Annotated in this window: 9 protein-coding genes; 8 read left to right on the forward strand and 1 reads right to left on the reverse strand. The window is 38.6% G+C overall.

Annotated elements, in window-relative coordinates:
* The first annotated feature begins 182 nt into the window (after positions 1-182).
* On the forward strand, positions 183-1,427 hold the full coding sequence (locus AC1TO5_RS08270; RefSeq protein WP_482062315.1) for a glycoside hydrolase family 5 protein: 1,245 nt from the start codon (positions 183-185) through the stop codon (positions 1,425-1,427).
* Positions 1,428-1,447: 20 nt separating this feature from the next.
* Complete coding sequence (locus AC1TO5_RS08275; RefSeq protein ID WP_482062316.1) at positions 1,448-3,145, forward strand: extracellular solute-binding protein; 1,698 nt, start codon at positions 1,448-1,450, stop codon at positions 3,143-3,145.
* A 106-nt stretch (positions 3,146-3,251) separates the two neighbouring features.
* Here the strand turns inward: AC1TO5_RS08275 and AC1TO5_RS08280 are convergent, their stop codons facing one another.
* Positions 3,252-4,964: a sensor histidine kinase gene (locus tag AC1TO5_RS08280; RefSeq protein ID WP_482062317.1), complete on the reverse strand. Its 1,713-nt coding sequence runs from the start codon at positions 4,962-4,964 to the stop codon at positions 3,252-3,254.
* Positions 4,965-5,275: 311 nt separating this feature from the next.
* Between AC1TO5_RS08280 and AC1TO5_RS08285 the strand changes: the two genes are divergently transcribed.
* From AC1TO5_RS08285 to AC1TO5_RS08310, 6 genes are all read left to right on the forward strand, one after another.
* Positions 5,276-6,631, forward strand: coding sequence for an ABC transporter substrate-binding protein (locus tag AC1TO5_RS08285; protein ID WP_482062318.1), 1,356 nt, complete (start codon positions 5,276-5,278; stop codon positions 6,629-6,631).
* Between the two features lie 98 nt (positions 6,632-6,729).
* Complete coding sequence (locus tag AC1TO5_RS08290; protein ID WP_482062319.1) at positions 6,730-9,657, forward strand: extracellular solute-binding protein; 2,928 nt, start codon at positions 6,730-6,732, stop codon at positions 9,655-9,657.
* 48 nt (positions 9,658-9,705) lie between these two features.
* Positions 9,706-10,578 carry a carbohydrate ABC transporter permease gene (locus AC1TO5_RS08295; RefSeq protein WP_482062499.1) on the forward strand — a complete coding sequence of 291 codons (873 nt, stop codon included), beginning with the start codon at positions 9,706-9,708 and terminating at the stop codon, positions 10,576-10,578.
* The gene (locus AC1TO5_RS08300) at positions 10,575-11,447 is read left to right on the forward strand and encodes a carbohydrate ABC transporter permease (RefSeq protein WP_482062320.1); all 873 of its coding nucleotides are present in this window, start codon (positions 10,575-10,577) and stop codon (positions 11,445-11,447) included. The genes AC1TO5_RS08295 and AC1TO5_RS08300 overlap by 4 nt, the downstream gene beginning before the upstream one ends.
* Positions 11,448-11,457: 10 nt before the next feature.
* Complete coding sequence (locus AC1TO5_RS08305) at positions 11,458-12,942, forward strand: gluconolactonase (protein ID WP_482062321.1); 1,485 nt, start codon at positions 11,458-11,460, stop codon at positions 12,940-12,942.
* Positions 12,939-13,559, forward strand: a complete 621-nt coding sequence (locus AC1TO5_RS08310; RefSeq protein WP_482062322.1) for a Yip1 family protein — start codon at positions 12,939-12,941, stop codon at positions 13,557-13,559. Before AC1TO5_RS08305 ends, AC1TO5_RS08310 begins: the two co-directional genes overlap by 4 nt.
* Positions 13,560-13,562: the final 3 nt, after the last annotated feature.

Raw genomic sequence — 13,562 nt, forward strand, 5'->3', positions numbered from 1 at the left:
TGAACATTATAGGTGGTGCCCTTATTTGTCAAATCTTAATTTGAATAGTCATTTGGAAAGTTGTTAAATTGTTATAGGGTAAATACTTTTGTTATTTATGTGCAAATTATTAGAGGCTATAATTCAACGAGCGACCCTTTTTCTATTGTAGAAGAAGGAGTTATTTATAGGGGGCTGAATATATGAAGAAGCAGAAGTTGTTTCAAGTTGCAATGCTAATGATTATTATTTTCGGATTTGCATTAATGGCTTGCAGTACTAGTTCTGAAGAAAATAATACTGTAAGAAATAAAGATGCTAATCAGGTAGATTCCGTAAATTTGAACGCGGAATCTAATGCTAATAAGGAGAATGAGACGATGGAAGTGGAGGCTAATACAAATATGAACGTGGATGTTTATGAAAAGGCAAAAATGATTGGAAAAGCAGTCAACCTCGGTAATGCACTTGAGGCACCTTATGAAGGTGCATGGGATATGGTGATTAAGGAAGAATATTTTGAGCTGATCAAGGAGAAAGGTTTCGATTCTGTTCGAGTTCCTATACGATTTTCAAATAAAACGACACAGGAATCTCCCTACACAGTGGACGAGACCTTCATGAAGCGTGTTGACTGGGTTATAGAACAAAGCTTAATGCAGGGGTTAAATGTCATCGTAGATTTACATCACTTTGACGAAATGTTAGCTGACCCTTTTGCTAATAAGGATCGTTTTCTCTCAATTTGGAGTCAGATTTCTAGCAGATATAGTAGTCAACCAGAAAATGTATATTACGAGATCCTTAATGAGCCAAATGGATTGATAACAGCGAGTTTATGGAATGAATATTTGTTGGAGGTGGTAGAGGTAATTCGTGAGCATGATCCTCAACGTACTTTAATTATCGGTGGCGTGGAGTGGAATGGTATTGATGGACTTTATAAACTTAAGCTTCCAGAAGAAGATCGAAATATTATTGCTACATTCCATTATTATGGTCCGATGTTTTTCACTCATCAAGGAGCTGAGTGGATGACGGCTGAATATGGTACTACTGGGCTAGTATGGCCGGGACCTCCGGAAACTCCGGTTGAACCTAATGAAGCTGCTAAGCAGATCGATTGGGTTAACAATTTCTTCAATGATTATAATACAAAAACTGCAGGCGATAATCCAGCGAGCAAGGAAGCACTAATTCGAGATTTAGAACGTGCAGCAGAGTGGGGAAAAACACAAGATCGTCCATTGTTTATGGGGGAATTTGGTGCTTATCGAACAGCGGATCTTGCTTCCCGAGTGGCCTGGACAAAAACGGTACGTTTGGAAGCAGAACGACTTGGGATCTCTTGGGCTTATTGGGAGTTTGGCGCTGGTTACGGAGTGTATGATCGCTCAGCAGCTAAGTGGAATGAGGAATTAATAGAGGCAATTTTCTCATCTCAATAAACACAGTGGGGGAAGAAAGGATGATTATGATATTGAAGAAACCTTTAGCTATTGTTTTGACAGCTGCATTGTTTATTACATCTCTTGTAGCCTGTGAAGGTGGAAGGAATAAAAATGAGTTGAATAGCACTGACGCTTCCTTTTATTCAGCTAAGTTTGAGGACGGTAAATATGTTGAGCCTGTTACGATTACGACGGTTTTTCCAATCGCAACGAATATGAAATTCAAAAATGGTGAAAATCTTGAAAATAATGTTCACACGAAATGGGCAAAAGAAACGCTAGGAATTGATATTAAATATTTGTGGACAGTAGGTGAACAGAATGATGCATATGCAACAAAAATTCGTCTGATGTTATCCTCTGGGCAGGAGTTTCCAGATATGATTGTTTTTCGGGGAGATAATAAGCTTATTAATGATTTAATCGATAGCGGTCAGTTTAGCGATGTTGGAGAGTTGTTCGATAAATATGCATCGGATACTTACAAGGCGGCGATGGCAGAAGATTCAACGGTTTGGAACCCGTATATTCGTGATGGTGTAAAAATGGGGATTCCTATTTTGGAGAATGCCTATAATAGTGATCCTCTTATGTATATACGAGAGGATTGGCTCAATAAGTTGGAATTAAAGGCGCCAAAAACTCTTGAGGAGCTTGAAATTGTATTAGAGGCTTTTACTAATGGGGATCCTGATGGGAACAATATGAATGATACGATAGGGCTCTCGATAGGCTTCAAAAACAATTTAAATACATGGATGTCAGATACAGGCTGGTTGTTTGGAATGTTCGGTACAATGCCTAACCAATGGAATGTAGGGATCGATGGTAGTTTACAATATGGTTCTATTCAACCAGAGATGAAGCCTGCTCTTCTGAAACTGCAAGAATGGATGGCGAAGGGGTATATTTCCGCAGAAGCGGGTTTGTACGATGAAGTAAAGGCTACAGAGTTATTCACAGAAGGAACTGCAGGAATTATAGTTGGCCCCTATTGGATGACAGGCTGGCCAATCTCGCAGCTTAAGGCTAATGTTTCTAATTCCGAGTATAAGCCATATCCACTACCGGCTGGTCCTGAAGGTAAGATTGGGCGTCATGGTACAGCAATCAGTGCTGGTGCTGTTTTAATCAATAAAAATATGAAAAATAAAGATGCATTTTTTGTTTATCAAAATTATTTTTATGATCATTGGGCAAATCCAGATGGAGAAGGTCCATTCTCCATTGGTTTTGCAGAAGGATATGATTACACTATTGGTCCTAATGGAGAAGTACTCAGTGAACAAGAAAGGGATTTGATCCCCGGAGGATGGGTCGATGCAATCCGCTATACACTAACCTTTGATGGAGCCATTATTCCTTCCTTGCGTATTAATGGACTTGCGAAACTAGCTAATGGGGAACAGCCATCAACTCCGTATGAGCAGACATTAGTTTATACATTACCTGAACAAATGCAGGCTGCGAAGATTGTCATCGATCAAAAGGATTCAGTCATCATGAATATGTTTTCAGGTTCACCTACTCCGACTCAGATTTCAAAAGGTGATATACTGAAAAAGTTTGAGGAAGACATATTAAATAAAATTATTTACGGAGAGGCCTCTATCGATGAATTTGATTCTTTTGTTGAAAAATACAATGCTTTTGGAGGAGAGCAGATTACGAAGGAAGTAAACGAATGGTATGACTCTATTAAATTATATGACTAGTCTACTTGAAGAGCGGCCAATCAGGCCGCTCTTTTTTTGCTAGCATTTGCGAATTTAAGAGAGTTAGTTAGTTTCCTCTAAGTCAACGACCACATATGATTGATTATCAACTAATGAGATCTGTAGCATATTGCTCCTCATGCAATTGAATTGTAATCGTATAACATGTTCCTTCTAATAATCCAGATGTAATGGAGAGTCCGGCCTGCATGTCAAAATAGAGCTTAAGACGTTGATGAACATTACGAATCCCTACTCCAGAGATATTTTCTGAGATTACGGATTCGGCCATACGTTGCTTAACTAAAGATAGCTTTTCATCATCCATACCTACCCCATTATCAATAATTAAAATGTGTAGAGCCTGCTCAACTTTTTCGACTTTTATCTCGATATGTCCGGGATTGATGGATGTCTCAATACCATGTTGAATACAATTTTCAACAAGCGGCTGAATAATCATCTTAGGAAGCGGATAATTGCTTATATCGCTTGGAATATCTATCGAAAAGGACAAAGCACGCTTTCGAAGTTTTATGACAGATAAGTAATGTTCAACGAAATTGAGCTCATCCTTAATCGTTGAATCTATACAATCTATTTTATGGCTATAGCGATAATAAGCTCCGAGATGAAGCGTCATGGCAGATATCGATTCATAATCCTCCATGGCAGCCTTGCTTTGTATGTAATGTAAGCTGTTGTATAGAAAATGAGGGTTGATTTGAGCTTGATATTGCTTTAATCGAGCTTCTTTCACCTCTAATTCACCAAATAGAACCTGTTCAATAAGCTTTTGTGTATTTTCCGCCATTCGGTTAAAGGAAATACCTAGCATTCTGAATTCTTCAGTGTTGGAATTACTTACACGACTTGAAAAGTCGCCGCGTTCAAATCGACCTATAGCTTTTCTTAATGTAACAATCGGAGTTTTAACTTGCCTTTTTAGTAGAAGGCTGTAAATAAGTGAAATCATTAGTAAAACAATGATCGCAACAATGAAAAGAGTATTATTTTGAGAAATCGTTTTAACAAATTGTCTTTTAGGATGATAATCAATAAAATACAAATCTAGCATGTTGGATTTCATATAACTAAGCAAATACTCCGTACCGTTCTCGTTTACTGTCAAAAAACCATTATCGTCTTTTATTAGTGGAATGATTCTGCTAATACTATCATCCAGTGGTGCACGTGTCTCAACTTGGATGATCACATTACTGTTAGAATCATAAAGCATCGGTGTCCCTGACGTATATTGCTGCATCATTTTACGGAGATTATCTAATGATACTCTCGTTTCGATAAATAGCGGGGCAATATGACTTTGCGTTAAATTCGAATAATAACCAATACCATCCTCATTCATGTTCAAAATCCACTTGTTAAATGGCTGATCTGGAAGGTTATAGTGGGTAACGCTATCCGAAGAATCAGATGAAATCGTTTCCAAAAAATCAGGGTAGTACAAAGTAATTATATTATTCCAAAAAGTAGATGCTCTGTTCAGCGTCAGCTTGTCAATAATAGCTAACTTTATTTCATATTTGGAATATTGGTCACCGAACTGCAATGCATAAGGATACTTTCTAACCGACGGATCCTCAGACATTGTAATAGTATTCATTAGTACTTGCTCAAATTGAGTTGAAAGTTGAAATGTCATAAATTTAATTTCAGACATTTTATTTTTTTTAAGTTCATTTTGAATGTCATTAACATTAAGTCGAAAGATAATCCAAAAAACAACAATTATTAATAAGAACATGAGTAATACACCTAATAGCAACTTCCTAAAAATTGATATTCCCTTTTTCATTTTCAAACTCCTCCAGAAAATCTAGTGTGAGTATCTCTTGTTTTGAGCTTACATACTCATTCGCAATATGTAAATAAGCAAACAACTCTAAAATAGCAAATGTTTATTTATTGTTATGGAGTTTAAATAGTTGTTATAGTAGCACCGCTATTCGTTAGTGTACGATTAATATTGTTAATACATGAAATATCAAAACGCACTAATGATATTGCAAAGCATAACAATAAGTTACATGTTATGAGAGTACACTTCAAGTAAGTAACATCATTTGTCTATTTTGCTAGTGCACAAAAAAAATGGGGGGTAAAATAATGCGTCAATTGAAAGGGTTCTCATTGTTATTGCTATGTCTAGTAATGGTACTTACAGCTTGTAGTGGTGGAAATGGTGGTTCAACGAATATAACTCCAACGTTAACACCTGCTAATGTTGTAGATGCAACAACGGATCCAACCGAACAACTAGAGGATGTACCTAATCTTGATGGTCGTGTTATTAAGATTGCAGCTTGGTGGGATCTAACACCACAAGGAGAAACGCAATCAGAAATTAACAGATTGGAAAAAATCGCAGAAGTAGAGAAGAAATACAATGTGAAAATTGAATTTGTAACAGTTCCATATGAAGAAATGATTCCTAACTTTACAAATAGTACTCTTAGTGGCGAGCCATTCGTCGACATTTTGCAGCTGGAGTACGCTGGAGCATTACCACTTATTAAGCAAGGTCTAATTCTTCCAGTTAGTGAATTTACGGATTCTACTAACAATATTAACAATGAGGGGAATTTAGTTGAAAAATATCCACCGATTGCTGGTGACTACTATGCATTTGAAAGTCCAAACTCTTTAGGTGCAGGCGTTCACTATAATCGTGATTTGTTCAAACAACTTGGTCTTCCAGATCCAAAGGAATTGTATGCAAATGGCGAATGGACATGGGATAAATTTTTAGAAATTGCCAAACTAGCTACTAGAGATACGGATAACGACGGTAAAACTGATATATATGGCTTCTCAACTTGGGGTCTTGATGCGTACAGACAGTTCGCAGCGTCTAACGGAGTACGTATTGCTGACGATGAAAATTTAGTTGAAGAGCTTTCTAGTGCAGGTTCTATTGAAACAGGTGAACTCTTAAATAAATTGTATAACGTTGACAAAGTTGTGAAAATTGGCACTGGTGATCCATTGGATTGGAATGAATACCATACATTCAAAGATGGTGATGTAGCAATGTTCACTACTGCTGAATGGAATCTTAAAGATTTGAGTTTCGATTTTGGTATTGTACCAATTCCAGCAGGCCCTAATCAATTACCTAACTACACATATGCTGATTCTTTAAGAAATGCGAAATTTATCGGTAAAGGTGTAAAAGATGCAGCTCTAATATACAAAATCTATGAAGAAACATTAGATATCCCAATGCTTGAAGAATTTTCAGGTCAAGATTACTTGGAAAGTATCTATGGTTTTGAAGATGATGTAGCAATGCTTCGTGAACATATTGCTGGTACTGGATTAATTATACTTGACACAGCATTCCCTGACTTCCCAGTATGGCCGTTTGTTAACGATATTATTGTTAACAAAGTATCTCCAGCTGTAGCAGCTGAGACATACAAAGCACAGGCAGAAGCTGCAATAAAAATGCTTAGTAATTAATTGAAATAGCTAATGAAGAAAAGGGGAGTCATTTATGCCTTCCCTTTTCTTATATCACTAATTGTGCATAGCAATAGCTGGAGTGAGGAGGAAACTTGGTGAGTAGTCAGCATCGGAAGCTATATAAGGCTAAAGCAACCGTTACATTAGGAGCATGTGTGCTAATACTAGTGGCAATCATCCTTATTGTAAATGTGTTCTCAAAGCAAAATGATCAACAATCAATAAATGACAAAGATATTCTAAGTAAGTCTCTTGGTGGTCCTAACAGTTACGCAACCTACTTATCTCACTATGAGACGACATCAAAATCTGACAGTACGATTGTCATTGATGCCGCACAATATGATCATGTTACTGGAACAGAATTTGAAGTGTTAGACCGGTATGAAGGCATGGAAGGATTATCATTGTTTACTGGTGAGACAGGAACTGTGCAGTGGAAGTTTCAAGTAGAGCAAGAAGGGTTATATCAATTAGAAGTAATGTATTATCCTGTAGAAGGCAAAAGTTCTGCTATTGAAAGAATTGTAGCAGTAGATGGTGTGATTCCGTTTGAAGAAGCACAATTTATTCAATTTGATCGATTATGGAACAACGAATTAACGGAAATTCAAGTAGACAATCAAGGGAATGAATTACGCCCAAGGCAAATAGAAGTTCCAAGATGGACGACAAAGATCGTCCAAGATTCTAATGGCTACATAACAGAGCCGTTCCAATTTTACTTTAGTAAAGGCACTCATACTCTTTCTTTCCAGGCTTCGCGTGAACCGATGATTTTGAAAGAGCTCAGATTGAAGCAACAACAGATGGTGCCGACCTATGAAACGTTAGTACAAAAGTATGAGCAAGAAGGCATTGCTAAGACAACGGGCTTGGAGCTTCGTTTCGAAGGGGAATCTGCTGTTGTAAAGTCATCGCCTACGCTCTATCCAGTGAGTGAACGTACTAGTGCAGCGGTATTACCATATAGCGCTTCTCTAATTAAGATAAATACGATTGGTGGATTTAATTGGCGTATGCCAGGTCAATGGGTGGAATGGGAAATTGATGTACCAACAGATGGTTTGTACAACTTATCTTTTATTACCCAACAAAATTGGGTTAGAGGGATTTATTCTACTAGAAAATTATCCATTGATGGCGTAGTACCATTCCAAGAAATGAATGCAGTTGGGTTCAATTATAAGAGTGGATATCGGTTGGAAACACTTGCACAGGATAATGATGCGTACTTGTATCATTTCACAGCGGGTAAACATACGCTTCGCATGGAAGTAACACTGGGACCATTTGCCGACCTTATTTCACAGGTTGAGGATTCCTTATATGAGCTTAACTCGATGTATCGTAATATTCTTATGATTACAGGTACAAAACCAGATGAATATCGAGACTATCAGCTCACTGAAAAAATTCCCAATCTAATTGAGACGTTTACGTTCGAGAGAGATCGACTTTCAGCTATTGCCGCGCAATTGAAAACACTTGCAGATGGTTCTAGTGATCAAGAAGCTCTCTTAAAATCGATGACGGTTCAACTTGATGAAATGATCAAAAAACCTGAAAATACTCACCGTAAGTTAAACGAGTATAAAACGAATACGGGTGGTCTAGGTACATGGGTGCAACAAGCTAGAGAACATCCGCTCGAGATTGACGCTGTTATTTTATCCTCGCCTGATATGAACTTGAAGGCAAAAGGGTTAGGATTTTTGGCAAACTCCATCCATGAAGTGAAAACATTCACAAATTCATTCTTTATTGATTATAACAGTATCGGTAACGTATCCGATTCCAAAGATCAACGAACGATAACGGTTTGGATTGGTAGTGGCCGCGATCAAGCTAACACGATGAAGGCGATGATCGACGAAACATTCACATCAGAAACAGGAATAAACGTGAATTTAAAGCTTGTACAGATGCATACGCTCCTACCTGCAACATTAGCAGGGCAAGGTCCTGACGTGGCTATGCAAATTGATAATGATATTCCGGTAAACTTCGCTATGCGTAACGCTTCAGTGGACTTGACTCAATTTGCAGATTTTAATGAGGTAGCGAATCGTTTCCGTTCTAGTGCAGTTGTTCCATATCAATATTCAGATGGCGCATATGCTCTGCCTGAGCAACAGACCTTTAATATGATGTTTTATCGTAAGGATGTGCTCGAAGAACTGGGGCTAGCAGTTCCAACGACATGGGATGAGGTATCTGCTTTATTAGCTGTATTAAGCAAAAATCATATGGAATTTGGATTGCCTCAAGTCCAGCAAGCGGCTGTTCAAGGGCAAAACATTCCTCCTAACTCTCTGTATGCAGCATTACTATTTCAAAATGGCGGGAAATTCTATCGTAATGATGGTAAAGAATCGGATCTGGATTCGCGTGTAGCGATCGAGACGTTCAAGCAATGGACGGAGTATTATACCGACTACAAATTAGAGCGTGAGTATGATTTTGCAAACCGCTTCCGTACGGGGCAGATGCCGATCGGAATCGCAGATTACACCTTATATAATCAGCTGACGGTCTTTGCACCAGAAATTCGCGGACTATGGGGATTTGCACCGATGCCAGGTACATTACAAGAGGATGGGGCAACGAATCGTCAAGTCCCAAGCGGTGGTTCTGCCGTCATGATGCTAGAAAAAGCGGAAGATAAAGATGCCGCATGGCAATTTATGAAATGGTGGACAAGTGACGATACACAAGCGAAATTCGGTCGTGAGATGGAAGGATTGATGGGCGCAGCAGCACGTTATCCAACAGCGAACATTAATGCGCTAGATAGCCTACCTTGGCCAGTTGAAGATTATAAACAATTGAAAGAACAATTCCAATACGTGGTAGGAATTCCAGAAGTTCCAGGTGGTTATTTCACAGGTCGTCATCTATTCAATGCCTTCTATAAGACTGTGATCGGGCAAGTAGAAGCGAGAGAAGCATTGATGGACTACACCGAATACATTCAAGATGAAATTGTGAACAAACGAGAAGAGTTTGGATTGCCACAATAGGGAGGGGAGAACAGCGTGTCAAATTGGTGGAGTTATAAAGTGCAAGAAATGAAAAAAAATAAACAATCCTATGTACTGCTTGCGCCTTATATGATCTTATTTGCAGTATTTACGATACTACCTGTCATGATCTCAATGTTTCTAAGCTTTACGTATTTCAATATGCTAGAATTCCCTAAATTTATTGGATGGCATAACTACTCCAGACTATTTTTAGAGGATGATATTTTTTTGATCGCTATTAAAAATACGATTTTATTTGCGGTGATCACAGGGCCGATAAGTTATATTGCCTGTTTCGTTTTTGCTTGGATTATTAATGAGTTGTCGCCTAAGATGCGAGCATTAATGACTCTAGTATTCTACGCGCCCTCGATTTCAGGTAATGTATTCTTTATTTGGTTAATGATCTTCTCAGGGGATCGCTACGGTATTGCTAACGGTTTACTTATTAAATTTGGCATTCTGATGGAGCCTATTCAATGGCTCAAAGAGGAACAATATGTTTTAGCAATTATTATTATCGTACAGCTTTGGTTATCGCTTGGAACAGGTTTCCTAGCATTTATTGCTGGTCTACAAACGGTAGATCGTACGCTGTATGAAGCAGGAGCAGTTGATGGAATTCGAAATCGTTGGCAGGAACTATGGTATATTACTTTACCGTCCATGCGCCCACAATTAATGTTTGGTGCGGTTATCCAGTTAACGACATCACTGGCCGTAGCTGAGGTTTCGATAGCATTAGCAGGGTTCCCAAGTGTGAACTACGCCGCCGAAACGATCGTAACGCATCTAATAGATTATGGTACAACACGATTTGAGATGGGCTATGCTTCGTCCATTGCTACCGTACTATTTATCATCATGTTAAGTACGAACCTCATCGTACAAAAATTATTACGTAAGGTAGGTGAATGAGCATGCCCTTCTCCTTTAAGCTACGCACTAAGAGGGTAAATCGCTCGTTCTGGGGAAGCTTTAGTTTATTTACAGTGTTAGCCTTCTTTGGAGCATTTATGATTTTACCGTTGGTGTATGCGATCAATAACGCATTTAAGCCACTAGATGAAATATTCCTGTTTCCACCGACCTTGTTCGTTCGTAACCCGACGATGAACAACTTTAGTGATTTACTTAATCTATTAGGGGAATCTTGGGTACCATTTAGCCGTTATATTTTCAATACGATATTCATTACGTTAATGGGTGTTGTCGGTCATGTTATTTTTGCTTCGGCAGCTGCATATCCACTAGCAAAGCATCGCTTCCCAGGCAAAATAATCTTGTTCCAAATTGTTGTTCTATCTTTAATGTTTACACCAGCCGTTACAGCTATTCCGAACTATATGGTAATGAGTTGGTTAGGATTAATTGATTCCTATTGGGCAGTGATTATCCCAGCATTCGCGTATTCACTGGGTCTATATCTGATGAAGCAATTTATGGAGCAAATGCCAGATGCCCTACTAGAAGCAGCAAAAATTGATGGGGCAAGTGAATATCGTATTTTTTGGACGATTGTTATGCCGAATGTAAAGCCAGCGTGGCTGACTCTAATTATTTTACAGTTCCAAATTCTTTGGGGCAGTGACGGTAACGGCTTCATTTACAGTGAACAGCTGAAAAGTCTTCACTTTGCGGCCAATCAGATTATTTATGGTGGTATTGCACGGGCTGGAGCAGCTGCGGCAGTAGCGCTAATTCTTATGAGTGTGCCAATTACGTTATTCGTCTTCTCACAAAGTAAAATTATTGAGACGATGGCATCTTCAGGTATGAAAGAGTAGGAGGGAAACGATGTTCATTAAGAGATCCATATCAGCTATCGTCATGGCGTCCCTTCTCTTCTCGAGTAGTCTGATCGATACAGTGAAGGCAAGTACGCCATATGAAGCTTATAACTATAATTACTGGGAAGAAGCAGTGGCTTCACCAGCGGCCTATGTACCTGATTACGTAATCACTGGGTTAGATTTAGACATAGGTCCGTTGCATGAACCGAGTGATTTGGCTTTAGGTAGTGATGGGCGCAAGTACATTGCGGATACAGGCAACAAGCGAATTATTGTTGTGAATCAAGATTGGAAAGTTGAACAAGTCATTGAGGGTTATATGTCCGCAGCAGGAGTAATGACCAACTTTCAGAATCCTACAGCTTTGTTCGTAGATCATGATAATTTACTTTATGTTGCAGATTCTGTGCTTGGTCAAGTCATTGCGTTTGATGAGCAATATCAAATAACGCTAGTAATTGAACACCCACAATCTGATATTATTGCTGCGAGCTTCAAATTCGTGCCACAAAAAATCGCAGTAGATGAAGCAAAACGAATCTATGTTGTAGCGAGTGGTGTGTTTGAGGGAATTATGCAGTTCGATTCGGATGGATCATTTTTAGGATATATCGGAACGAATGAAGTAAAGCGCGACTATTACGAGATTATGTGGCGGATGTTTTCCACAAAAGAGCAACTTAGTAAGTCGGTGCTATTCATACCAACGGAATTTTCTAACCTAGATCTGGATGAAAAGGGATTTGTGTATGCAACAAATATTGATTTGAGTTCGAAAACGCCAATTAAACGCCTGAATCCATCAGGAGTAGATGTACTAAAGCGTTACGGATACTTTGATGTGATGGGTGATATATACTTCCGTGGCTCCATAGGTCCATCACGATTTGTCGATATTAAATATTTGGGTGATGGCTTATATAGTGGACTAGATAGTAACCAAGGAAAAATATTTACTTATGATGCGGAAGGGAATTTACTCTACATCTTCGGAAAAAATGGAAATCAGGTAGGGACATTCAAAACACCGGTAGCGCTTGAATTCGATGGGAAAAATCACTATGTGCTGGATCGTGCCAAAGCGAATATTTCGATATTCAAACCTACAAAATTCGGTAGTCTTGTAAATGAGGCTTCTCGATTACATTATAACGGATACAGTAAAGAGGCAGTTCCGCTTTGGAAAGAGATACTTACTCTAAATAGTAATTATGATGTGGCCTACATTGGAATTGGACGTTCACTTGTTATGGCTAAGCAGAATGAAGAAGCGATCTTCTATTTCAAACAAGGTATGGAGCGCGAACAATATTCGGTAGCCTTCAAGCGTTTCCGTCGTGAAGAGATGAAAGAATATTTTAGTGTCATTATGACAACCATTGTTACTGGTGCAATTGCAGCGATATGCTTACTCATTTGGCGCAAGCTACGAGGGAAAAGTGCAAAGTCTAGTAACAGTCATTCTGTAGGGAGGGATCAAGTATTATGAAACAGGATTTCATAAACTTCCCACTACAAGTTATCTTCAAGCCTTTCGATAGCTTCTGGGATTTGAAATATGACAACAAAGGTAAGATGAAAGTCGTCTATCTACTCGTCATTTTAACCATTATGGCGATTATTTTACAGAAGAAATATGCAGGATTTCTCGTTAATTATTCCGATCCGAGATACCTAAATAGTGTGATGGACATTATTACAATTATTTTCCCTTTTTTATTATGGTGTATTGCCAATTGGTCTATTACTACTCTCATGGGCGGTGAAGGGAAATTTACGGAGATTGTTATGGCAACGGGTTACTCGTTAACTCCACTTATTATTGTCTACTTGCCCATGACATTCATTAGTCGTTTTATGGCGAAAGAGGAAACTGCTTTTTACTATCTCCTTATTTCTATAGCATCAATATGGTTTGTATGGTTGCTCTTTATTGGGATTATGACCGTGCATCAATATACTGTGCTGAAGACCATTGTCACAATTGGATTAACTATCGTAGTTATGGGGATTATCGTCTTTTTAGGCGCACTTGTACTAAGTATGATTCAGCAAATTTATGAGTTCATCTATAACGTTTATCGAGAAATCTTGTTCCGTACGTAAAGG

It is taken from the genome of Paenibacillus sp. Y930, assembly GCF_056786375.1.

What these genes read in the sequence shown, in the direction of transcription:
- AC1TO5_RS08305 (WP_482062321.1), top strand. Translation starts at nt 11,458, where the DNA reads ATGTTCATTAAGAGATCCATATCAGCTATCGTCATGGCGTCCCTTCTC.
- AC1TO5_RS08295 (WP_482062499.1), top strand. Translation starts at nt 9,706, where the DNA reads ATGAAAAAAAATAAACAATCCTATGTACTGCTTGCGCCTTATATGATC.
- AC1TO5_RS08280 (WP_482062317.1), bottom strand. Translation starts at nt 4,964, where the DNA reads ATGAAAAAGGGAATATCAATTTTTAGGAAGTTGCTATTAGGTGTATTA.
- AC1TO5_RS08270 (WP_482062315.1), top strand. Translation starts at nt 183, where the DNA reads ATGAAGAAGCAGAAGTTGTTTCAAGTTGCAATGCTAATGATTATTATT.
- AC1TO5_RS08285 (WP_482062318.1), top strand. Translation starts at nt 5,276, where the DNA reads ATGCGTCAATTGAAAGGGTTCTCATTGTTATTGCTATGTCTAGTAATG.
- AC1TO5_RS08275 (WP_482062316.1), top strand. Translation starts at nt 1,448, where the DNA reads ATGATTATGATATTGAAGAAACCTTTAGCTATTGTTTTGACAGCTGCA.
- AC1TO5_RS08300 (WP_482062320.1), top strand. Translation starts at nt 10,575, where the DNA reads ATGAGCATGCCCTTCTCCTTTAAGCTACGCACTAAGAGGGTAAATCGC.
- AC1TO5_RS08310 (WP_482062322.1), top strand. Translation starts at nt 12,939, where the DNA reads ATGAAACAGGATTTCATAAACTTCCCACTACAAGTTATCTTCAAGCCT.